Genomic DNA, 24,716 nt, shown 5'->3' on the forward strand with positions numbered 1-24,716 from the left:
TCAACTGCGTCCGCCCACTCGGCGAATGGACGATCGATCACGTCCCGGCTGGGTCGACGAACGAGCCCGATGCATCTGCGGGAGATGCATCCGACTCGTTCGTCCCAGGACGAATCGATCGGTGAATCTGAAAACCTATGAGTGACTTGGGTGACGAAGGCACATTTTCGTGGGTTTGAAAACGTCGACGATTGCCAGAGAACTCCTTGGCGAGTGCCGTGGTTCCCATAGGCAACTAGAACCGACAACCAAACGGCGTCGTCGTGTTGCCAATCGTTCCTTCTCACCTACTAGCGTCGCGTCAGTTGGTTTCCTTGAGAAGCTAATTGAAGATGGCCATATAGAGTCTGATCCTTCCGAACGAGGTAGAACTTGGCCTTGGAACCGCGTCGAATGTTGGGTTGGTCGAGGATCTCGGCCAAGTCTTCCAGTCCAGCGGTTTGCCAAACGTGGATGCCCAGCAGAACATCGCCAGCCGTGATGCCTTGTTCGCTGGCAGCGGAACCGGCTCGAACATCGGTGACAATCAAACCACCGCGATAGTTAGTTCGCAGTCGCGAATTCATGCGACGAACAAACGACTCGCCCGCCGGTCGAACCGACACTCCCACGACTTGCCAGGCGAGTGCCGCAGCTGGGTCGCCGAACTCTTGCGATGACACCGCGGTCGCCAATTGCGTTTGGAAGAACTCGCCGTCGCGTTCAAATTCCACTTGCATTGGATCGCCTGGGCCGAGTTCCAACACGGACAATTCGTAGTTCAGTGGATCGGCAATGTTTTGTTGATTGATTCGCACCAAGCGATCGCCCGCCTGCAAACCGGCTTGATGAGCCGAACCGCCTTCGGACAACCGGGTGACTTGCACGCCACCACGCGATACCGCGGCTCCGTCCATTCCAATCACCATGCGGCGATTGTTGTGGCGGTTGATCATCTCGGTGACGGTTTCGAGAACTTGATCGATTGGAATCGCAAACGCGATCTGTTGGGCACCAACACGAACGGCAACGTTGACGCCGATCATTTCGCCGTCGATGTTCAACAACGGACCGCCGGAGTTTCCGGGATTGATACCGGCACTGGTTTGAATCAGATCGCGATACTGTTGAGTCTCATTGACCGGCACATCACGGTGCAGAGCACTGACGATGCCTTCGGTGCTGGTGTGGACATAACCAAACGCGTTGCCGATGGCGATGACCGTTTCACCGATCATCAAATCGTCACTGTGTCCACGAGGAATAGTCGGGAACGGGCCTTGGCCACGCAATTTCACCAACGCCAAATCGCTCTGTGGATCCGATGCGATCAAGTCCGCTCGGGTGGCTTCGCCGTTGTGCAACGTCACGTTCAGTTCGTTGACGTCTTCGACCACGTGATAGTTCGTGATCACATAACCGCGTGGATCAATGACGACCCCCGTTCCCATGCCGTTGACTTGACGGAACGAATCCGGTGCTCCACCGGCCATGCTGGCCGCGGTGGTTCGGATGGTCTTTTGACCGTGCAAGTTCACCACCGATGGTGACGCACGACGAATCGCGGTCACCGTGGGCGTTTCACGCAACGAACGCGATGACCGACCGGTCGATCGAGTGTCACGCATACTGGCTTCGCTGCTGCGGAAGCTGGTCGCCGTTACGCTTTGCAAATCATCGGCTCGCACCGATTCATCGCCGCCGGTACCAACGGTCAATCCCGCCAGCAACCCCATCGACAGCAACACACCCATGGATGGGGAACGATGCGCCGACACGCCGTGACGTGTAGGCGAATGTTTTAGAAACCAACGCATGCAATCCCCGCACTCACGCAATCAAGCGGAAGTCATTGAAACAACCGGAACAACACGCCGTCAAAAACAGAGCGTCGCCCCTATGATGCCACTCACCTGATCCGACAAAACGGAAGCAAGCGGAGTGACCGGTACGAGGGTTACCATCGGACATCGCCGCAAGGTCGCTTGATCAGTGAGAGACCGCGCCGCAAGGTTTGCCAAACTTCACATTCGGCCGAAAATCGAAGATTTGGTTGAAGACAAATTCTCAAAAAACACACGCCAATGCGGCCAGAAAACCTCATCAACGCTGCATGACCGGTTGCCACGCGAGAGAGTTCAGCGCCGGCCAATCGAATCACCGGATCGTGTTCGTCAACGAATCACTTGGTCGCGAGCGGATTCACTCGACCGCGACAGAGATTCGCGACGGAGAAGCGGACAGACTTGAGCCAACGTCGCTCAATTGTCCAAAAAACTCAGCGGTCCATCGGGAGGCATCACACCGAGTCGGCGTTGCCGGTCGGTCAGCTCCTGAGGCGACGCTTTTGTGATCGGAAGTTCGACCTCGGGAAGCTCCTTCAGCGTCATGCCCGGGTTCGCATCCAACCACGCATTCTCGAACATCTTCAACTGACGCCGAAGCGGAGGAGAGTTCGGAGTCAACTCGACCGCCTTTCGCTGAGTCACAATCGCGGCAGGCAGATTCCCCACCGCGTAATAGCAACGACCGCAGGTATCCAACAACGCGTCGCTGCCGGGACTCATCTCCAACGACTCGATACTGCGTTTGAGAGCTTTATCGAAGTCGCCTTCGGTGTTGCTCACCAACCAAGCGTATTGGTTGTAGAAATTCGCCAACAGCATTTCGCGAATCGCGGTTTGGCGTCCCGGACGACCGTTGCCGGTTTCACGAAACGTTTGTCGCGTCTCTTCGATGTCTTCGTCGATTTCAGCCAACACCGATTCAATCTGGCCAACCACATCGGCTTTCCATTCCTCATTCCAATCCAAGCGATACATCGCGATCAAAATATCGATGTTCTCTGGGTTCATTGAGAATGCGTTTTGCATTCGTTCGCTGGCGGCGGCTTGATCATCTTTGTTCGCCAAATCCAGTCCGGCCTGAAAATCCAAGTGACTGCGAAGCGATTGATACTGAAAATCGTGAGCCGTCAACTTGTGGCGGAAGTCGTCATCTTTCTCCATCCGATCCACGAGCGGTTGCAACAAAGCAACCACCTCAGCGGGCTGCTGCAACTCCGCGAGGTGCTCAGCCAACTCCCGACGAGCTATCGCGGACTCCACGTTGTGCAAAGGCAATTCATCGATCAGTTTGCGGTACTCAGCCTCAGCCCAATCTGACAAACCACGATCAATCAAATCCGCCGCGATGCGCAAATGAGCCTCGGCGTGACTTTCGAGCAAGACGGGATGCAACTGTGGTTCTTCCGGGTCTTCTGAATTGACCACCGGATTCAACGCCAACGCCTGTTCGGTTCGTTCGGCAGCCAATTCCGGTTGCCCCGATTCCAGCAAAGCCTCGGCGGATGCGTACATCAACGAGGGTGACTTCTCAAACAACGATTGATGCTTTGCATGAGCCGCTGTGATGACATCGAACAATCGGTGATCGATCGCCCACAACGCCGCATCGGTCAACTCTCGCGTGCGTGGCGGAATGACATCGATGTGCCGCGTGAAAAATCGTGAGGCGTCGTCAGTCTGCCCCAGCACGCGAGCTCTTTCCGCATTCAACCAAGTCAGTCGAAACATCTCGTCGCCACTGATGGTCGCTCCGGGGGCAATCCCACCTCGAGCGACGTCTTGTTCCGACGCACCGTCATCGATGTCCCAACTGGATTCCATCGCTTCGATCAGTTCGGTCCAGCCTTCGGGTTCAAAGCGTCCTGATTCCAACTCGCTTGCGTACTGGAGCATCCACTGCCCACTGAACTCAGTGTCTTTGGCAAAGACTTGTTGCAAGTGCATCACCATCAACGATCGATCGTGGGTACTCAGCCCCAACCAATCGTCGCGTGAGCCAGAAGCGCCGGCGTCTGCATCCGCGGTGCTCCATTCGGAACGCAACTCTTTCGTTGCCCGAACGGGTTGTGCCAACAAAGCCATCGCAGCAAAACGACTGAGCGCGGGTTCGGCTTCATAACGAGTCAAACGCACTAGCGCCGGGAAAGCCTCCATCGTTGGAAGCGCCGCCAATCGTCCGATGCGTTGTCGGCGGGCCAAGACGGAACGGGAACCATATTCGTTGAGAATCTCTTGAACGATTGGCGAGTCCGTACTCACCGCCCAAGGCACCTCGACACCGCTGGTCAACTTGCGAGCCACAATCGCAATTTCGTTGTCAGGATGGTCGCGGGCCTCTCGCAACGCGTCAAAAGCGGCCAAACCGATTCTCGACAATCGTTGACGGCAACGCACACGAGTCGCGTAACTTTGCGATCCCAATCCCTCGATCAGTTCAGCGATTTCGTCCTCATCAACAACAGGGACCGTGCGAAGCCATTCGCTATCGGCCATCGCCGTGTTGCTAACCAACGATCCCCCGCCGGGCCCAACAACACCCGCCAGCGGGACGACCAGCACGCTCCCCACCAGGGAGCAAAACAACATTCTCAAAGGTCGACAGGTGGGATTTTGGATTCGCATCGTTAGGACTTCGTGTGAACGAGAGAACCGGTCCAAAAAAATTCGCATTCCGAATTGTAGCAACCTGGGACGACCGCACGGGGCTCTTACCCGTGACAATTGGCGGCGACATCTCCACTTTGAGTCAGACGCGCCAACGTTTTGTTTGATTCCCCCGGGCCAGACAATTAAGCTGCAACGGACTGTTGTTGATCTATCCGCCTTTCGTACAGGGTCCCCGTCGCGATGAAGATTCGCTTTGCCTCGCCACTTCTCCTTTTCGCTTTGGCGATTGGCTTTTTGACCGCCACTCAGACCAATACCGCCACCGCTCAATCTGCTGTTCTGGCAGAAATCTACGGTCGCGGTGTTCACGCCTACAACGCTGGAAACTACAGCCAGGCTTACGAATTGCTTTCGATGGCGATCGATAACAACATCCGTGACCCGCGGGCGTATTACTTCCGTGGTCTGGCCGCCAACGCCAGCGGAATGGGTTACGCCGAAGGCGACTGGCAAACCGGTGCCGAGCTGGAAGCCCGCGGTGGAGATTCACGATCGATCGGTCGCGCACTCTCTCGCATCCAAGGCTCGCAGCGTCTGAAACTCGAACTCATTCGCGAAAAGGCTCGTTTGCAAGCACTTGCGACCGGCGCCGCCCGCTCACAAATCCGTTCGAATGAGCTTTCCGCCCAAGGCCAGCCCGCCGCTCAGGGCCAACCTTCCGCTCCTTCGCGAGCTCCGGCAATGCAACGTGGAGCCACTCCTCCACCCGCTCCCGCTTCGGATGACAACCCATTCGCGGACGATTTGGCCGCTGAAGACGCTGTGGTCGAATCCAACGATGCTTTCGAAGGTGCAATGGACAATCCGTTGGCCACCGAAGCTGCCCCCGCCGACGCGTCCGCTGCTCCCGCCGATGGTGGTGCCAGCCCGTTTGACGCTGGCGACACACCAGCTGACCCATTCGCGCCCGCTGGAGACTCCGACCCGTTTGCTCCTGCGGGCGATGACGATCCATTCAGCGGATTCTGATTCGGGACAATTTCTGAATTGAGAGGCACGTCGGTTCCAAACGCGTGCCCTCTCAAGCCCGGATTCGTTGTTCCCACAATGATTCGTCGTCCGTAAAGTGTGTTCCCCCGAGCACCTTTCCTCCAAACGGTCGCGAATCCTGTGTCTCCCACCATCGAATCCATTTGCCAATCTCTTTCCGCCATCGCTCCGTTGAAGCTGGCGGAAGAATGGGACAACGTTGGTCTGCTGTTGGGGGACCGCTCGGCGGAAGCCCACCGGATCCTGACCTGTTTGACAATCACTCCGGCAGTTGTCGAAGAAGCGACCGAGTTGGCTGCGAATTTGATCGTCGCCCATCACCCGTTGCCCTTCAAACCGATGGCTCGGATCACGACCGATTCGGCCGCCTCCGCGATGGTTTGGAATCTGTGTCGAGCCGGAATCGCGGTTTACAGTGCCCACACCGCCTACGATTCAGCTCGTTTGGGCATCAATGAACAGTGGGCAAACCGTCTTGATCTGACCTCGATCAAGCCCCTGACTCCGTCGCTGGAGGACTCAACGGTCGGTTCGGGCCGCTACGGCGAGCTTCCTGAGCCGATGACGGCGCGAGAGTTTTTGAGCTTTGCTGCAAAATCATGCGGCTCCACGCGGCCCCGCTTGGTGGGCGATTTTGACCGCTCAATCCGGCGAGTTGCCATCGGCTGCGGCAGTGGAGGCTCGTTCGTTGGTGCCGCCCGCCGAAAGGGATGTGACGTTCTGTTGACCGGCGAAGCCACGCTGCACACATGTTTGGAAGCGGAAAACACGGGATTAACGATGGCTTTGGTCGGACACCACGCCAGCGAACGCTTCGCCATGGAAACGCTGGCCGAACAGCTGCTCCGAGAGATCCAGCCTTTGCACGAAAACTTTGCCGGCGACCAGGATTCTTCGCCACCGGACCCGTCGGGCAATTGGGTCCGTAGTAGCCAACGCGAACGAGATCCGATCGCAGTTGACCCAATTTCCCTGAACCCGTAACGTTGGAAGTTGGCATGGTTTACGCAAGCCGCACGCTTTCACACCCCCAATCGCACTGATTTGATCTTTTATGTCCATCCTGGAACGTCTTTGGGACCTCCTTGGCCTCGTCTTCGGTAGCACGTTCGAACGTGTTGGCAGCCTGGCCACCAGCGTGTTTGGCTCCGCCAATGCCCGACAAGTTGCGAAACTGCAGGAATCCGCCGACCGAATCACGGCGATGGAACCGAAGTTCGCGGCGATGTCCGACGAAGAACTTCGCGATCAAACTGTTTTGTTCCGCAAGCGACTTCGTGAAGGCGAAACGCTTGACGACATCATGGAAGAGGCATTCGCCGTCTGTCGCGAAGGCGGCAAGCGATTTCTTGGAATGCGGCACTACGACGTTCAGTTGATCGGGGGCATGGTACTGCACTCGGGCGCCATCGGCGAAATGGTCACCGGGGAAGGTAAAACCCTGGTCGCGACCTTGCCCGCCTACCTGAACGCTCTGGAAGCAAAAGGCGTTCACGTCATCACGGTCAACGATTACTTGGCCCGTCGTGACATGGAATGGATGGCGCCGCTGTACATGAACCTCGGCCTGACCGTCGACGCGATCCAGTCCGGCATGTCGACCAGCGAGAAACAAGCCGCTTACCAGTGCGACATCACTTACGGAACCAACAACGAATTCGGTTTCGATTACCTGCGCGACAACATGCGTCCCGCGGCCAAGGGCGACGACCGCTTCCCCAGCGAAGTGCAACAATGCCAGGGCCCGCTGAACTACGCCATCATTGACGAAGTTGACAATATTCTGATCGATGAAGCTCGGACACCTCTGATCATCAGCGGCCCCGCCGACTTGGATTTGGGACGCTACGGCGAAGCCGACCGTGTCGCTCGACAACTGAAGAAGGAAGAGCACTTCACCGTCGACGAAAAACAACACAACGTCACGTTGACTGATGAAGGCGTCCGTGCTGCGGAAGAATTGGCCGGTGTCGAAAGCTTCTACACCGCGGGCAACATGGAATGGCCGCACCTGATCGACAACGCGTTGAAGGCTCACTACCTGTACAAGTTGGACGTCAACTACGTCGTCAAAGACAAACAGGTTGTCATCGTCGATGAGTTCACCGGTCGTCTGATGGACGGACGCCAGTGGAGCGATGGTTTGCACCAAGCCGTCGAAGCCAAAGAAGGCGTGCCGATCAAGCAAGAAACGCAAACGTTCGCCACCGCTTCGCTGCAGAACATCTTCAAGATGTACAAGAAGCTGTCCGGGATGACCGGTACGGCAATGACCGAAGCCGACGAATTCTGGAAGATCTACAAACTCGACGTGGTCGCCATTCCAACGCACCGCGGATTGCAACGGATTGAGCATCCCGATTTGATTTACTTGACCGAAAAGGACAAGTTCAAAGCGATCGCCGACGACGTCGAACGAACCCACAAATGGGACGTGCTGGTTCTGAAAGATGGCACGGAGATTTGGGGTAACATCAAATCCGAAACCGATTCAGTCGTTGAACTGCTTCCCAAAGGCGAGAAGCAAACCGAATCCTTCTCTCGCGAAAAGATCGTTGCGATTGAGCGTGCTGGTCGTCCGGTTCTGGTCGGTACGGTCAGCATCGAAAAGAGCGAACGCCTCTCGGCACTGCTGGAACGCCGTGGCATCAAGCACGACGTTTTGAACGCGAAGCAACACGGCCGAGAAGCGGACATCGTTTCGCAAGCCGGTCGCATCGGCGCGGTCACAATCGCAACGAACATGGCCGGTCGTGGTACCGACATTATCTTGGGCGGTAACCCCGAAACACTCGCCTGGGCACAACTGCAACACAAATACCCAACGCGTTTGGAAGTGCCGGACGCCGAGTGGAAAGCTCTCGTCGACGAAATCGACGAACGCGAAAACATGAGTGCCGAAGGCAAGATCGTTCGCGAAATCGGCGGTCTGTATGTGCTCGGCACCGAGCGACACGAATCACGCCGAATTGACTTGCAGCTTCGCGGTCGTTGCGGTCGTCAAGGCGACCCCGGTGGCAGCCGATTCTTCTTGTCACTCGAAGACGACTTGATGCGGATCTTTGCTGGCGACTTTGTCAAAAGCATGATGGAACGCATGGGCATGAAAGAAGGCGAAGCCATCGAATCATCCCTCGTCACTCGCCGAATCGCCGCGGCTCAGAAGAAAGTCGAAGAACGCAACTTCGAAATTCGAAAGAGCCTGCTCGAGTACGACGAAGTGATGGACGAACAACGCAAACGCGTTTACCGCTATCGCCAAAACCTGCTCGACGGACACAGCTCTCGCGAGATGCTGCTGACGTTGATCCACAACGAAATTCAATCGCAAGTCGAAACGTTCCTCGAACCGAACTATGGCGTCGACACGTTCTCAACCTTCGCCGGCGGAAAACTGGGCTGCCAATTGGACGCACGCGATTTCCAGAACATGGATTTCGAAATGGCGGACACGTATGCCAAGGACCAAGCCGAACGTGCCTCCGAAGTCACCGTCGCAGAAGCGGTCGAAGAGAACCTTCCCGAAACGATGGAAGACGAGTGGAACTGGAAGGCCATGGCGACTTGGGCCAACACTCACTTGGGCACGAACTACCAAGACCACCAGCTGAAGAACAAAGATCGCGAAGAGATGATCGACGAGTTGATCGCTCACGCGCACAAGCAAATCGAAGAGACGGATCTAAGCGAAGGCGAACCATTGCTGGAGGCCGACTATGGTCTTCGAGTTCTTTGCGCCTGGATGCGTCACAAATTCGGAATCGAGACCACTCCGGAAGAATTCCGCGATGTCGAAGATCGTCGCAAGGTCACCGAAGAACTCAACCGACGCGCCGAAGCGGCTTACACCGAGAAAGAAGCCGAGTACCCGGTCCTGACCGGCATCTCGCGATTCACCGACAAGCAAGGTGCCCAAGTCTCGCTGGACCGTGAAGGTTTGGTCGATTGGGTCCACGGTCGTTTCAACCATGAACTCAGCGTCGATGAGGTCAAACTGAACCGCGACGACCTGAAGGTTCAATTGATCCAGTACAGCAAGCAAACCGCCAGTGCCTCCGGTGGAATGCACGCTCAAGCGGCCGAAAAAGTCGAAGATTTATTCGGCAAAGCGGACGCTGATGTAACGGCTTCACTCGCCAGCGGACAATCCGGCAAACTGGAAGCCTTGGCGACTTGGTTGCAAGAAGAACTCGGCAACCGAAACACCGCCGAAGACCTCTCGCGAATGAACCGCGCCGAGCTGACTTTGGCCGTCAACGGTGCCGTCGACGACAAATTCCACCCCGAGATGCGTCGGATGGAACGGCAGATCCTGCTGAACATCGTCGACGACTCGTGGAAGAACCACTTGCTGACGATGGACCATTTGCGAAGCAGCGTCGGCCTGAAGGGCTACGCTCAAATGGACCCCAAGGTCGAATACAAACGCGAAGGCATGCGACTGTTTGAATCCATGTGGGATTCGATCGGCGAACGAGTGACCGATCTGATTTTCCGCATGGAGTCTTTTAACGATGACTTCATTCGCAGCACGTGGGTCGACGCGAGAACTCGCCATGACGATGCCCACGAAGCAGGCCGATCGGCTCAACAAGCTGCGCAAATGGAGTCCAACACCGCTGCTCAACGTGCCGCCGCGGGAAGCGAAGGACGAGCCGAAGGCAGCGTTGACACCGTCCGAGTCGAAGAGCCTCGAATTGGTCGCAACGCACCGTGCCCCTGCGGCAGCGGCAAGAAGTACAAGAGTTGCTGCATGCGTCGCGACGGCTGATCAAGAATGTGGCATAGGCGTCCAGCCTTTGTTTCAAATCCTAGCGGCAGGGCGCAAGCCCTCCGGTTTCGAACCACCGGACGGCTCGCGTCGTTCCGCTTAAACACCCGGTCCCAACGTTCCACGCCCTGCCAAGGAAGGCAACCATGTGGCTCAACATCGCCTACGCCGCAGCACTGACCGCGGTCTCGCCGTTGGTGCTGCACCGGATGATTCGCCATGGTCGCTATCGCCGTGGTATCGGTCAAAAGCTGTTGGGCCTGTCATCCGAACAAGCGGCCCAAATCCGGGGCGATGCTGAGCGAACGATTTGGTTGCACGCCGTCAGCGTCGGCGAAGTCAATCTGCTTCCCGAATTGGTTCGCCGACTGGAGAAACATCACCCAGAAATCGCTCTCGCGGTCAGTTCCTCGACCGACACTGGCTATGACCTAGCATGCAAACACTTCGGTGATGAACGCGTTTTCTTTTGCCCGCTCGATTTCTCCTGGGCCGTTCGCCGCACGCTGAAGAATCTGCGATGCGAGCAATTGGTTCTGGCCGAGCTCGAACTGTGGCCCAACTTAATTCGCTGTGCCCAGGATGCGAACTGTTCCGTTCGAGTTATCAACGGTCGGCTCAGCCAAACCAGCGCTGCACGCTATCAACAATTTGCCAAAGTCCTGCGTCCCACGTTTGAGCGATTGGATGCGGTTGGCTGCCAAGACGCACTCGCAGCGGAACGTTTTGTTGATTGCGGAGTCGCACCGGAAAACGTCACGGTCACCGGTTCGTTGAAGTTCGACAACGCACCTCGCTCGCGAGACACGACAGAAGTCAACGAACGAATCAACTGGTCGGGTATCGATCCGTGGCACCGAGTTTGGTGCTTTGGCAGCACGCAGGCTGGTGAAGAAGCGATGGCACTGCGTGTCTATCAAAGCCTTCGATCCAAACATCCGGAACTTCGTTTGATCTTGGTTCCCCGCCACGTCGAACGCTTCGAAGAAGTTGCCTCACTGATTCAGTCGCAAGGTTTGTCAGCCGTTCGCCGCAGCAGCAATGACAGCCAATACGCTGACCAATGGGAATCAAAAGAAGTCATCTTGATCGACACCATTGGCGAACTTCGTCATTGGTGGGGCGTCGGCCAGATTGCCACGGTCGGTGGCAGCTTCGGTGATCGAGGCGGCCAAAACATGTTGGAACCCGCCGGCTATGGCTGTGCCGTTTCGTTCGGCCCTAACACCAAGAATTTCGACACGATCGCCAAGCAATTGATCGCTGCTGATGCGGCCGTGCGAGTTGCAGACGAAGCGGAACTGAAACAATTCGTTTCGCGATGCCTGACTGACATCCCCGCCGCTGACTCCCTCGGCCAATCCGCACGTGACTTGGTCAACCAACACCGAGGTGCGTATCAGAAAACGCTCGAGATGTTGATCCCGGCGCAAGTTGAATCACGCCAACAAGCCGCCTAACGAACCCGCAGCACGTTCCCTACCTGCCACACTTCAAAAGCCTGTAGCACGTTGGTCCTCAACATGAACAAGCCAAACAAACGCCCAATCAACTCAACGATACTGAGGAGCCCAAGGCGCTGAAGCCGAGTCCCATCGGTTCTGCTCAGCAGTTTGTGGTTGTCCGTTGTAACCCTGCGGCTGATACGCGTTCGGGCTGTAACCACCTTGATCGCCGTAACCCGCGTTCGGCTGTGCGGCAGGGTAATTGTTGTACGCCGGCGGTTGGTTGTAATTAGGCGTGCCGTAATTCGGAGTGCTGTACCCGGCCCCTTGAACCGGTTGACCGCCCTGTGGTGGCCAAGCGTTCGGATTGGCTGGAGCAGCACCCGGATAGTAGCCACCTTGGCCTTGAGCAGGATAACCACCCTGTTGCTGGGCAGCCTGCTGAGCGGCTTGTTCACGTTGACGCTCATCGAGAATGTCTCGACCACGATCAATCGCGGAACGTGCGTCGCTTCGAATTTCCGTCTTGTTGATTTCGATCCGTGTCTTGTCGCCGTCACGCTCGATGGTGAACCATCCAGCCATGAAAGCCCCACCGATGGCCAGGCCGAGTAAAAGTATTGTCCGCATGACACATCCTTGAAAACAGAAAAGACGAAACGGTCCTCCGAACGATCGATCATCTCGAAGATCGAGTTTCGGCGGAAGATCAATTCATCAACTTAGATCGGCGTTCGAAATCCAGAAAATTCAGTCGATTCCGATCTTTTTTCGAAATCCTCACAATGGGACCAATCAGCAAATCCCTATTGAATTGACACCTGATTCACTACGATGTGACGTTCACGCCGCGTTGCACGAAACAAAACCATGAAACACATCCGCAATTTTTGCATCATCGCCCACATCGATCACGGAAAGTCCACCCTGGCGGACCGGCTGATTCAGTCGTGTGGCGGTGTGACTCAACGTGAGTTTCACGACCAAATGCTCGATTCGATGGACATCGAGCGAGAACGAGGCATCACGATCAAAAGCAACACGGTCACGCTGAACTACACGGCGAAAGACGGTGAGGCGTACCAACTCAACTTGATCGACACCCCCGGCCACGTCGATTTTTCCCACGAAGTCCGCCGATCACTGATGGCCTGCGAAGGTGCTCTGATGGTCGTCGATGCCTCCCAGGGCGTCGAAGCTCAAACGGTCGCCAACCTGTATCTGGCTCTTGAATACGACCTGGAACTGCTTCCGGTCATCAACAAAATCGACTTGCCCGCCGCCGATGTCGATCGCGTCCGCGGAGAAATCGATGAGGACCTGGGCCTCGATCCCTTTGTCGCCATTCCGGTTTCTGCCAAAACCGGCCAAGGCATCGAAGACGTGCTCGAAGGGATCGTCACGAACCTGCCCGCTCCGCAAGGCGATCCGAAGGCACCGCTGAAGGCCTTGGTGTTTGATGCATTCTTTGACAAGTACCGCGGCGTGATCCTGCAATGCCGTGTTATGGAAGGAACGCTCAAGCCTAAAGACGACATCCACTTCATGCACGCCGATCGCGACTTCACCGTCGATGAACTCGGCTACAACCAATTCAAACTGGTCCCAAAGAAAGAATTGACCGCCGGAGAAGTCGGCTACATCGTCGCCGGCGTCAAAACGGTTCAAGACATCGAGATCGGGGACACGATCACGCTAGCAGATCGACCAGCGAACGAACCGATCCCTGGCTATCAACCGGCACGCCAAGTCGTGTTCTCGTCGGTCTATCCGATGAGCACCGACGAATACCAAGACCTCACCAAAGCACTCGAGAAACTGTCGATCAACGACGCCGCACTGACCTTCGAAAAAGACAGCTCCGCTGCTCTTGGATTTGGTTATCGCTGCGGGTTCCTCGGCTTGCTGCACCTGGACGTGGTTCAAGAACGATTGCAGCGTGAGTTTGACATTGGGTTGGTCATTTCCGCCCCATCGGTGCAGTACAAAATCAAACTCAAGGATGGCACGACACAGGACGTCGACAACCCAACCTACTGGCCCGATCCCTCGACGATTGACTCCGTCAGCGAGCCCTACATCAAGGCTCAGATTCTGATTCCGGAAGAGTACGTCGGCCCGGTGATGGAACTCTGCCGCGAGCATCGCAGCGAGAGCCAAACGATGAACTACTTGTCGGCGGGCCGCTTGGAAGTCACCAGCGAGATGCCTCTCGGGGAAGTCTTGTTCGACTTCTATGGCAAACTCAAGATGATCACCCGCGGTTATGGCTCGTTCGACTACGTGCCGATCGAGTATCGCAAAACCGACATCGTTAAAGTCGACATCTTGGTCAACAAAGAACCTGTCGACGCGTTGGCCTACCTCGTGCACCGCGACAAATCACGAGCTCGGGCAATGCACTACTGCGAGCAACTTGCCGAAGCGATTCCACGTCACCAGTTCAAGATCCCAATCCAAGGTGCGATTGGCGGCACTGTGATCGCGCGAACCACAATCGCTCCCTACCGCAAGGACGTGACCGCGAAACTTTACGGTGGCGACGTGAGCCGGAAGAAGAAACTGCTGGAGAAGCAGAAGAAGGGCAAAGCCAAGATGAAACAATTTGGCAGCGTCAACATCCCGCAAAAAGCCTTCATCTCCGTGCTCCGCACCGACAAAGACTGATCAGGCAGGAACGATTGGTTTTCACCCTGTGAGCCGTTTGGGCGTTAGCCCCGGTTGTGCGTGAATACCATGGCGAACGCTGGGCTGCGAAATGAGTTTTCCGGGGGTGCGCTGCTACGCAGCAACCCCCGGCTACCATCTGAAATCCCTACCGGGATGAAGAAAGACAGAAGTGACGCGATGGATCCGATCCTGAACACTCACCTCGTGTGCCGTTGGGGCAGTATGTGACTTGGAGCGGCTCCAGCTATTTCGGCCGCATGATTCACGACGGCCCCATCCGGGGCGGCTTTGTGATGTCCACCAATGGTCTCGGGGCTTCCGCCCCGAGCTATCAACGTGGACTCCTCCGGAGCCATTCATGCGAATTCACACCGAGTGGTGCTGTTGGTGATCAATGATCCGCCCGCGGGCCCTGCGTTGTCTGCTACTTCGCATCCGCCTCGTAGCCATACCACATCCACGCCAGCGTATCGGCCAAAGTCGCTTCAAAGACTTTGCGATCGCAATGCCGCGTCGCCTTTGAGAACACGTAACGATACTCATAGCCTTTGGCTTCCAGAGCATCCGCGGTTCGCTCGTTCGCCATCACCCAGTTGTGATAAGTCGACTCGGGATCGTTGGCTCGATTGTCGTTCTCCGCCACGTGAGTGAAGATGCGAAGGGGCTTCTTCTCGCTGTTTTCGATCAGCTTCATGCTCGAGTGATACTCCCAAGCACCCAGCGGGTACTCCGCTTCTTCGGGTGCATCATCATCTTGCTGATCAACGAACGTGCCCGAGTACGTGATCAAACGACGAAACCATTCCGGGCGGAACCAACCCATCGTCAGTGCCGCGGCACCGCCACTGCTGCACCCCATCACGCCACGTCCCCACGGGTCATCCGTCAGTTTAAAATTCGGGTAGGCCGCACGAATTTCAGGATGGCTTTCCACAGCAGGCAACACTTCCAATTGAATGAACCGAGCCAATCGGTCGGACATCGTGTCGTATTCCAAACCGCGCTGGCTGCCTTTGCTATCGTTGCCACCGTTTTGAACCGCGATCGCAATGAAAGCCGGAAGCCGACGATTTGGATCCTTGGAGTTTGTCATGTTGTCCAGTGCGTTGCGAACCAAGTTCAGACGACTCGGCCCATCATGCATCACAAGGAACGGCGCTGCGGTCCCGTCTTGGTAAGCCGCAGGAACATAGACCACGATTTTACGTTCCTTGCGAACGTCCTTGCGTGGGTCCAACGTCGAATCGGTTCCATCAAAAATCTTGCTCTCCGAGAGCGGCATCGCGAATTCAAACTGCTTGCCCTTGGGGGCTCCCTGATCCTTCAACTCGGGAGCCACCTCATACTCGGGCCCGATGACGATGCGTCCGTTCTTCAGAGGCGAAGCCGCTTGGTCGTCAGCCAATGCGGCCCCGCTGGCGAATCCAAGAAAAGCGACTGGGGCCAGCATCCACGCCAAGGATGACAACGAAAAGCGGTAAACGTTCTGCATGAGGTGGGCCGTGGAGAATTGTGGGGAAGGGGAGGGAATCCGAAGAAGCGACCATTCTAACCAACGCGTTGTTCAATGTGCCCATCACTCAGGCGTGAACCGCAAGTGTTTCATCCGACTACGAAGCGTCGGACGACTGATCCCCAGTCGCAAACTCGCTTCACTGAGATTGTTCCCCGTCGCTTTCATCACTTCGCGAATCAAGATTCGGTCGACCGCGCTGTGAATGTCTTCCGAAACCGTGAAGCTGCCCAGAGCGAGCCGCCGGTTGGTTTCTTCAGCCAATTCGGTTTCCCATCCGTTGGAAATCTCCACCTCGTTTCCTAGATTGGCGGAATCCCCAAACCCGCTTGGCAAAAATGCGGGAACGATGACTGGACCACTCGCTTTGAGAAGCGTTTGCTTCACGATGCCCTGCAATTCTCGAACGTTGCCCGGCCATGAATGAGCCTCCAACCGCTGCATCGTTTCAGGTGCAATGGAAAACAAGTCCTTGCCAAGTTGTTCAGCGAACAGCGAAAAGAAGTGCTTCGCCATCCGAGCGACATCCTCCCCACGATCACGTAGCGGTGGCAACTCAATTGTGAATTCGTTCAAACGATAAAACAGATCGCTACGGAACGATCCATCTGCCATCGCCGACTCCAAATCGCGATTTGTCGCGGCCAGAATTCGAACATCGGTCTTGATTGGCTTGCTTCCGCCGACCCTTTCAAACTCCTTCTCCTGCAACACACGCAGCAGTTTGGTTTGCATCACCGGCGTCATGTCTCCGATCTCATCGAGAAACAACGTGCCTCCGTTACAGATTTCGAATTTACCAATCCTTCGTTGATCGGCTCCCGTGAACGAACCTCGTTCATGACCGAACAACTCACTCTCGAGCAATGCTTCCGGAATTGCAGCGCAGTTGATCGCGTGAAAGACTTGATCGTGTCGTTGGCTGTGTTGGTAAATCGCCCGAGCCACCACTTCCTTGCCCGTTCCGGTTTCCCCCAAGATCAGCACCGCAGCATCGCGAGATGCCACCCGGCCGATGCTTCGAAACACATCGACCATTGCTGGGCAACTGCCGAGAATTAGATCAGCCGCAGTTTTCTCGGAACGATTTGGCGGTTGTCCGGAATCGGTTGGCAATTCCGCGGGACGTCGAGCCATCCGGCTGGTCTCAAGTGCCGAATCAATCAGCGGAAGAATCGCATCGGGTTCAAACGGCTTCGTGACGTACTCGAAAGCGCCGCCACTGATCGCCGTGATCGCGGTCTCGGCAGTTCCATGCCCCGTCATCAAGATCACCGGTACCCGACGATCCATTTCGCGAAATTCATGAATCAGCGCGAGACCAGATTGATCCGGTAATTGGATGTCCAGCAACACCGCATCGGGGTCCATCTCACGAAACAACTCCAGCCCCTTAGCAGCGGTCACCGCCGTCACCACACGATAGTCCGGTTCGGGCAAACACAACTGCATGCACTGCAAAATAAGAGGGTCGTCGTCGACAACCAACAGAGTTCTGCAATCGTTCATGAAGTCGCAATCGGTAGGATGACATGGATTGTGGTGCCTTCCCCAAGAACCGAGTCCACTTCGATGGCTCCACCGTGGCTTTTGATGATACCAATGGTGGTGCTCAGCCCCAGTCCCGTCCCTTGGCCACGTTGCTTCGTCGAAAAGAAAGGCTCAAAGATGCGGTCTCGAATTGCATCCTCAATGCCACGACCGGTGTCCGTCACACTAACCATCGCGTAACTCCCCGGTGGCAAAACAGTGTAAGAAAACGATTGCTCGTGGGTGAGCTCCCATGGTTTTACTCGGATAGTCAGCTGCCCGTCACCGTCCATCGCATCACGACCGTTGATGGCCAAATTCATCACGACCTGGCTGAGTTCCGTTTCATCACCAATCACCTCTGGCAAATCAGGCTGCACGTCCAGCACCACCTTGATCTCGTCTCCCACCGTACGTTCCAGAATGCGTGAGATTTCCGGCAGCAACTCACTCAATTGAATTCGCGACGGAACGCCATCGCCACCTCTCGCGAATGTAAGCAACTGAGCGATCAAATCCGCCCCGCGACTGGCACCGCTGACAATCGTATCCACCAATGCTGCACGATCCACGTTCGGCGTGTCGCGTTGCAGCATCTTGCCGCTCATCAAAATAGGAGTCAGTAAATTGTTCAGATCATGAGCAATTCCACTGGCAAGCGTTCCAAGCGATTCAAGTCGTTGACGCCGTCGCTCGATCTGTGAGAGCACCAACGTTTCGGGCGGAGGAATCGGCTTCGATGGCCGAGTTTCGTAACAACGACTCCACCCCAGGGCGATGAGCAACACCAACATCAAAAGATAGCCGACCCAAGACGAACCATGGGCGAACGCCACCCCAAGCAGAACCAGGTTGGTTGCTAGAGCAATGACAAACGAGATCAGAAACAGGCGGTTGCGAATGACAGCTACTGGGAGTGGACGGAACACGACGCGGGAACGCCGTTTGCAATCAACGGCTCCGCGTTGCCAATTGTATGTTGGCGATCGTCCGATGGTATCAAGCGAGTCTCGTCTTTCCCCAAGCTTTTAGAATGTCGGAATCATTGCGACAAACCATCGATTCAGCACAAACGAGCTGGGTCGGCTGTTGCTGGGAAACCGCATTCGGCTCGCGAAAGCTAAATCTTTGCGGTCTTAGCAGCCGACAAGCCTTGCTGGCCGCACGAGCCCTGCGAGGCGAGGAGGCCGCGTGCTGGCGAGACGCAGCCGAATGGCTGCGGCGAGTCGAAGACGACGCTGCTCACGCCAAAGAACTGGCAGAACAATCCTGGACGCAAGCCACATCCAACCACTTCGTGAAAGCCTATGAATTGCTTTCAGAATCAGCGATCCTCGAGTCAAAGTACCCGGTCGCGACTCGCTATCGCGAATGTCTGATCACCCTCGAAGGCTTGATCCCAAAGAAGTCTATTCTCGAGGGACGTTTGCCTTAAGAAAGCTGAAGACGGATCGCTGGACATTCCCTCCAACTTGCCCTTTCTTAGGCTTCTTCCGCCATTGGCTCCGGCAACCAGAAAGACAGCACCGATCCGGCCAAATAGACAAACAATGCCACGCAAGCTGCCGCAATCGCGGTGCTACCGGAAGGCAACATCGTCGTCAGCCAAGCGGTGACGGCGGCGAACGAAGTCCCGATCATCCGGCCTCCAATGTTCGCAGCAAAACTCTCGCCTGTCCCGCGAAGATGCAACGGAAAAGCTCGCGGCAGATAGTTGCCCCAAAAACTGAACTGGGCCACCGTGAAGAAACCACACAAAAGAATTCCCCACTTCAGCAACTCCAAGTTGTCGCGTGCGGGAAAGAAGAACACCAATGGAACGATCACCAAACCAGGCCACTGGAACAGTCGCAGCAACCAACGCCGACTCACAATTGCAACTGCTAGCGCCGCCAGCACAAAGCGTCCCAGCAAGCCGCCGATCTCTTGGTAGCCGTTGACCGTTGCCGCGGTTTCTTGCTCAATCTTCTTCGCCGCAGGCACCGGCAAATCATCGGTCTGAGAACGCACCTGAGGTAGCCCCGGCACGATCGACGGAACTTGTTGCAACGCTCCAAACGCCGCACCATAACTGCACGCGAACATCAACGTCGTGATGATCGTTGTCCGACGCAGATTCGGTGCGAACAGAGCCGCGATGCTGGGACGCTGCAACGTGCCCGCCGCCTTCTTGGCCGCCCACTGAGGTGACTCAGGAAGAAACGGACGAATCAAGATCAACGGGATTGCGGGAATGACACCGGAGACAACCGTGTAACGCCACGCCTCGTGGCCGCCCGCGATTTCAGGCAACGAACTAGCATACTGAATCGCCAAATAATTCGCGGCCGTGACCAGCAAACCACCGACAGACGAGAACGCTTGCGTGTACCCCAACGCCGCTTCGCGATACTTGATATTGGGAAACAACTCTGCCACCCAGGCGACCGCCGCAACGAACTCCACGCAAACGCCCACGAACACCAAACATCGCAAAAACATCAGCATCCCGATGGAAGTCACAAAGCCGCTGGCCAGAGCCGCGAAAGCGTACAACAAAATGCTGTAGGTCAACACACGTCGCCGTCCCCACAGATCAGTGAGGTATCCACCAAACAAACCAAAGATCCCGCCCACCATTGCGGGAACAAAGAACAGCATGCCACGCCAATACTCGAACTCAGGTGTGCCGGGCGAAATCCCACCGAGTTCCTGCAGAGCAGGCCGCAGGATCAGCGGCAACATCAACAGTTCATAAATATCAAAAGCAAACCCAATCGCTGCGATGAAGCAAACAATGGCGATGGTGGCTTTCGATGGCGACGAGGCAATAGACGAATGAGACAACGGATCGATGAATCGCGAAAGAGAAACGGAACAGGCAAAAGACGTGACAAACCTGAATGCGGACAAGATCCTCAGTTCTCTCGCACGGTCACGTTGTCGATGAAGTACTCGGCATTGGTGGCGTTGCCAAACAATCCTGGGCTGCCATTGCGGTTGGGAGCTTCGTCGATCGCCGTCAACGTCCAGGCGTCAGGTTCCGCTTCTTCGCGAGGCCAAACCTTGCCCTTCAGAATTGCTTTGCCATCCTCCGAACTCGCTTGCAATTTCAGCGTGTACCAAACTCCCGCTTCCCACTTCACCGGAACACTCTGAGCCATTCGCAATTGAGCCGCCCAGGTTCGGATCTGAAGCTTTTGAGATTCGCCCATCAGATCCAACACATAACGCTGAGCAATGACTCCCATATCAGGCAACTTGTTCGTCCCCGATTGAGCTTTCACATCCGCGGTGATGGTGTAGTCGTGCAGGTCCGTTGGACCGAACCATGCTTGGCTGCGAGTTCCCTTGGGGATTGTTGAAACCTTTCCGATCACTGGTTCGCCATCCACGTAACGAACCTCATGTCGGTAACGTGCACCTACCCAAGTGATCGGGACTTCGCCATTTGAGAAATCGAAGGACCACGGTAACGACGGCACCACGCGAACCCGTGAGGTAGCCAGCAATTCGCCCACGCGGGCATTCACGGTGACTGCGCTGTGTTGCGTTTGGGCATCCGTCTGGAACACCCCGTCACGACCGACGTCCCCAGGTCCTTCCGCTTCGAACGTCACGGAATCAAGTGGCAATCCCAATTGCTGCCCTCGCGAATTGAACGCGACCACTTCGTACGAAATCATGTCTCCGGGACGAACCATTGCTTCGGCGGGAATGAGTTGCAATTGGGCGATCTCAGGATCGTCGCTGACCGGCAACTCGGACTCTTCCCCTGGAATTGACACGATCACCGCTGCAACCGAATTCGGTTCTGCATCGTTTTCATTCTCCAAGCAGAACAGTCCACCAGTCGTCGGCAGATAAATTCGGCCGTGCGATGCAATGGGCGATCCCCCCACTTCATGACCGCGAGGCAAGCGAACTTTAAAAACCGATTCAATCCCTTCCTCGGTTGGCTTCAGCACATGAAAGACACCTTGCGACGTGCAACCATAGATTTTTTCATCGGCGTGCAACAAACTGCCACGCATCGCCGTTCCCAATTTCACGGGTGGGCAAATCTCATCTCCCGTTTCGAGACTTAACACCCGCAAACGAGAAGAATCTTCGACAACGTACAATCGATCGCCGACCAACAAAGGCGAACTCTTGCCGCACATGATCTCTTCGGTTCGCCAAACTTCTGCGGAAGCAGATTCCAATGAGGCGTGGGTCGCATCAATTCGAACAACCGCTCCCATCGCGGTACCTTCGGGGTTCTCTTCCCCATGCGTCGCATAGACGTTGCCTTCCGTGTCCACTGCAACGGACGTGTTGATCCCTCGCCGCGAGACGGCTTCGCGCCACAGAATCCTTCCTGTGCGAGGTTGAATACCATACACGTTTCCGTCACCGCTTCCGGCGACCATAACAGGCTGTCCACCAATGACTGCAATGATGGGTGTGCTGAAGGTGGTGTCTTCTGGCAACGGACGAGTGCTCACTCTCCAAACCAGAGTGCCGGCTTGCTGGTCAAATGCAAAGAAGCAATGAGCGGGGCGAGCGGTTGCATCCCATCCGGTGGTCACTCCACTGATGATGACCAGGTTCTCAAAAATCACTGGCGTATTTGTTCGGCCACCATAGGTGCTGAGCATGCCGAACTCTTCACTAAGCGATCGAGACCAAACGGTCTCGCCCGTTGTCGCGTCGATCGACTGCAGCAGACAACATGCTCCGAGCGCATACACTCGATTTAGTTCTGGATCGGCGCAAACGTTTGACCAACCAACGCGTTCCGCTGGCAGATCCGACAGAAAGACGTTGTACACATTCTCCCACAGCAACTCACCCGAATCAGCATCCAAGGCGATCACCTTCTCGGCGTCCTTGGACGTTCCCGGCTGGTCGCGCACGATCGTGAACACACGTCCGTCCATGACGATTGGGGTGGATATCCCCGAAGCAATCTCGCTCTTCCAACGCACGTTGCTTCCCGAACCGCCTTTGGGATCGAAGCGATCAATCAATCCAGTTTCGTGTGAGGTCCCATTTTGAAACGGACCACGCCAATTAGCCCAATCCAACTCGTCAGCTATCGTCACCGCCGATTCACCAACAACAAGCAAGCACAGCCACACCGACAACAGGCCGATTCGCAACGACAACGTTTTCACTCGCACATTTCCAACACAGAAACCAATGTTCCCGCCGAGTCGCTCCAGAAAGACTGAGCCGACATCACTCGCGAGAAATTGCATGACGCTCAGATCGCACTTCCCAGACCAAAGCAGGACGGCTAATTCAAAACCGCTCAGCAAACGCGGATCCCGAGCCGTCTTTCACTCATATGGACCACGCAATCCAAACTTTTTCTAGGGTGCAATGGAAAGGAGGCCGTTGATTTGGCCTCCCTATCGGAAAGATCCTTGCCACACGCTGGAAAGTTTGTTTCCACTCGGTCCGACGCTCAATTGACATGCTTCGTTCTCAAGTCGTTTTCCGATTAAAATGTTGAGATGGAATGATGTGAATTCGCACCTCTGACCGGCGCACCCGATCTCGGTGGACTGAGATGGCTGGTCTCAGTGGTTGTGATGTTTGGCTCGGTACATCGCTTGCGACGCAACCCGCCACGGATTCGCACAGACCAACTCCCACCTCAGGACAAATCGGCGAAACGCTCGATTCACTCCTACAACCGAGCTCGCTCGGCCCACCTTCGGTGCCCTCCACCTCATTGCTGAGTCTCCCGTGCGTCTAACAACCTTCTTTCTTTGCGCCGCGTGTCTGCTCATCGGCCGTTCTCCGCTTTTGTATGCGGATCCGGCACCAGAACCTTCGCCTGCGGTGAGGTTCCAATCGCAGGACAAAGTCGTCAGCTTCGAAACGGATTTCGCGGGCGGCAAGATTGACCAATTGGTGGAACTCGGTGGCGATGACTTTGAGATTTTGATTCGCCCTGAAAAAGAACCGATCAACGACAGCGCGTGGTACGCCTTCCGGGTTCACTCAACCAACCCACGACATATCAACGTGCGGCTTCGCTACGAAGGCGGCTCACATCGCTATGAACCCAAGATCAGTCACAATCGCATCGAGTGGCAATCGGCCGAACACCTGATCGTCGCTCGTCATCCCGGTGGCCAAGAAGTCAGGTTGCGTTTGCCGGTCAACAACCAAGTCCTGTGGGTCGCCGGACAAGAACTGGTTGGCAACAAAGACATCGCGGGTTGGGTCGACACGCTGGCTCAATTTCCATTCGTCGAGTCGTCGCTCGCGGGTCGATCCGTGCAAGACCGTCCGATTCATCGGCTCGCGATCGGCAACCCCGACAGCAAAGAGGTCATCTACGCACTTTCGCGACAGCATCCGCCGGAAGTCACTGGCACCATTGGAATGATGCACTTCATCGAGGCGTTGTGCAGTGACACCGAACTGGCCAAACGCTATCGAGCGGAGTTCCTGACCGTCGGCATTCCGATTGCCAATCCCGATGGCGTGGCCAGGGGTTACTGGCGATCCAATGCCAACGGGGTCGACCTCAACCGAGACTGGCTGACATTCCAAGAACCTGAAACACGATCCATCCGCGACGACTTGGTTCGCCTTCGCGGGGAACAAGAAAAACGGTTGTGGTTGTTTCTAGATTTTCATAGCACCTACAACGAAGTCTTCTACACCGTTCCGAAACAGACCAAACTGTTCCCCGAGGGCTTCACCGCAGAATGGCTGAAATCGCTGAATGGGCGGATGGGTGACTCGACCATGTTGCGAGACGACGGGCACAACGCTCATCGCAGCACCAGCAAAGCTTGGGTGGCGAGAGAGCTTGGCATTCACGCGGTGACTTATGAATTCGGAGACGAAACCGACCGAGAACGCATTCGAAGAATCGCCATCGGATCCGCGGAGGAAATGATGAAAATCCTTCTCGCTCGCAAAGCCAACCTTTCACCAACCGTTTCTCGCTAGACGGCGATAGCAGAACCTCTGAAGTCGTCATCTCACTGGATGCGTTCTGCCCAAGGCCAAGACAGTTTTAATGAATGAAAAGCCTCGATCATTCCAAGCTTCAAGAAATCAATGCATGTCAGAACAACTGTGTTTCTTGGATCGTTCCGTGGCCTCGATTAGTGTGCAATTAGCGAAGAATAGTGTTCCCCAAAAACAGGCTGCGCCAAACACTAATCTCCTCTCATACGACACTAATCCGATCAGCGGTGCTCGAGGATCTCTCCGCTAATCCGACGCTGCGACGGCGAAGCCATTCACGACAAAGATCGACCGAACGTTCCTCAGCAGGGCAACCTCTTCTTTCATGAAATCTTGTCGAAGAATGT

The 24,716-nt window shown here is 55.8% G+C and carries 15 protein-coding genes; 7 read left to right on the top strand and 8 right to left on the bottom strand.

All coding sequences use genetic code 11. The features are described 5' to 3' along the window. Window positions 1–290: 290 nt before the first annotated feature. The gene (locus tag RE6C_RS03035) at window positions 291–1,733 is read right to left on the bottom strand and encodes a trypsin-like peptidase domain-containing protein (protein ID WP_008653742.1); all 1,443 of its coding nucleotides are present in this window, start codon (window positions 1,731–1,733) and stop codon (window positions 291–293) included. Between the two features lie 507 nt (window positions 1,734–2,240). Then, a complete protein-coding gene (locus tag RE6C_RS03045) occupies window positions 2,241–4,412 on the bottom strand; it encodes a tetratricopeptide repeat protein (protein ID WP_236617906.1) in 2,172 nt (723 codons plus the stop codon). A 261-nt stretch (window positions 4,413–4,673) separates the two neighbouring features. On the opposite strand from RE6C_RS03045, the gene RE6C_RS03050 reads away from it, so the two are divergent. The 4 genes from RE6C_RS03050 to RE6C_RS03065 all read left to right on the top strand — a co-directional run bounded on the left by RE6C_RS03050 (window position 4,674) and on the right by RE6C_RS03065 (window position 11,714). Then, window positions 4,674–5,462, top strand: coding sequence for a hypothetical protein (locus RE6C_RS03050; protein WP_008653747.1), 789 nt, complete (start codon window positions 4,674–4,676; stop codon window positions 5,460–5,462). 141 nt (window positions 5,463–5,603) lie between these two features. Beyond that, complete coding sequence (locus tag RE6C_RS03055; protein ID WP_008653749.1) at window positions 5,604–6,467, top strand: Nif3-like dinuclear metal center hexameric protein; 864 nt, start codon at window positions 5,604–5,606, stop codon at window positions 6,465–6,467. 70 nt (window positions 6,468–6,537) lie between these two features. Further along, a complete protein-coding gene (secA, locus tag RE6C_RS33330; RefSeq protein ID WP_008653751.1) occupies window positions 6,538–10,254 on the top strand; it encodes a preprotein translocase subunit SecA in 3,717 nt (1,238 codons plus the stop codon). Between the two features lie 146 nt (window positions 10,255–10,400). Continuing rightward, complete coding sequence (locus RE6C_RS03065) at window positions 10,401–11,714, top strand: 3-deoxy-D-manno-octulosonic acid transferase (protein WP_008653752.1); 1,314 nt, start codon at window positions 10,401–10,403, stop codon at window positions 11,712–11,714. 93 nt (window positions 11,715–11,807) lie between these two features. On the opposite strand, the gene RE6C_RS03070 is transcribed toward RE6C_RS03065, so the two are convergent. Continuing rightward, window positions 11,808–12,284 (bottom strand): hypothetical protein, encoded by a 477-nt coding sequence (locus RE6C_RS03070; RefSeq protein ID WP_008653754.1) that lies wholly within the window; start codon window positions 12,282–12,284, stop codon window positions 11,808–11,810. Window positions 12,285–12,569: 285 nt separating this feature from the next. On the opposite strand from RE6C_RS03070, the gene lepA reads away from it, so the two are divergent. Continuing rightward, window positions 12,570–14,366, top strand: coding sequence for a translation elongation factor 4 (lepA, locus tag RE6C_RS03075; RefSeq protein WP_008653755.1), 1,797 nt, complete (start codon window positions 12,570–12,572; stop codon window positions 14,364–14,366). 427 nt (window positions 14,367–14,793) lie between these two features. Here the strand turns inward: lepA and RE6C_RS03080 are convergent, their stop codons facing one another. From RE6C_RS03080 to RE6C_RS03090, 3 genes are all read right to left on the bottom strand, one after another. Further along, a complete protein-coding gene (locus RE6C_RS03080; RefSeq protein WP_008653757.1) occupies window positions 14,794–15,861 on the bottom strand; it encodes an alpha/beta hydrolase in 1,068 nt (355 codons plus the stop codon). An 84-nt stretch (window positions 15,862–15,945) separates the two neighbouring features. Then, window positions 15,946–17,391, bottom strand: coding sequence for a sigma-54-dependent transcriptional regulator (locus RE6C_RS03085; RefSeq protein WP_008653759.1), 1,446 nt, complete (start codon window positions 17,389–17,391; stop codon window positions 15,946–15,948). Continuing rightward, a complete protein-coding gene (locus RE6C_RS03090) occupies window positions 17,388–18,341 on the bottom strand; it encodes a two-component system sensor histidine kinase NtrB (protein WP_008653760.1) in 954 nt (317 codons plus the stop codon). The genes RE6C_RS03085 and RE6C_RS03090 overlap by 4 nt, the downstream gene beginning before the upstream one ends. A gap of 104 nt (window positions 18,342–18,445) precedes the next feature. On the opposite strand from RE6C_RS03090, the gene RE6C_RS03095 reads away from it, so the two are divergent. Then, window positions 18,446–18,847 (top strand): hypothetical protein, encoded by a 402-nt coding sequence (locus RE6C_RS03095; RefSeq protein ID WP_008653762.1) that lies wholly within the window; start codon window positions 18,446–18,448, stop codon window positions 18,845–18,847. A 47-nt stretch (window positions 18,848–18,894) separates the two neighbouring features. Here RE6C_RS03095 and RE6C_RS03100 read toward each other — a convergent pair whose 3' ends face one another. After that, window positions 18,895–20,238 (bottom strand): MFS transporter, encoded by a 1,344-nt coding sequence (locus tag RE6C_RS03100; RefSeq protein WP_173401761.1) that lies wholly within the window; start codon window positions 20,236–20,238, stop codon window positions 18,895–18,897. Between the two features lie 71 nt (window positions 20,239–20,309). After that, window positions 20,310–22,556 (bottom strand): PQQ-binding-like beta-propeller repeat protein, encoded by a 2,247-nt coding sequence (locus tag RE6C_RS03105; protein ID WP_039961055.1) that lies wholly within the window; start codon window positions 22,554–22,556, stop codon window positions 20,310–20,312. 571 nt (window positions 22,557–23,127) lie between these two features. On the opposite strand from RE6C_RS03105, the gene RE6C_RS03110 reads away from it, so the two are divergent. Next, a complete protein-coding gene (locus tag RE6C_RS03110; RefSeq protein ID WP_173401762.1) occupies window positions 23,128–24,348 on the top strand; it encodes a M14 family metallopeptidase in 1,221 nt (406 codons plus the stop codon). Window positions 24,349–24,716: the final 368 nt, after the last annotated feature.

The sequence above is a fragment of the Rhodopirellula europaea 6C genome, from assembly GCF_000338295.1.
Lineage (GTDB): Bacteria > Planctomycetota > Planctomycetia > Pirellulales > Pirellulaceae > Rhodopirellula > Rhodopirellula europaea.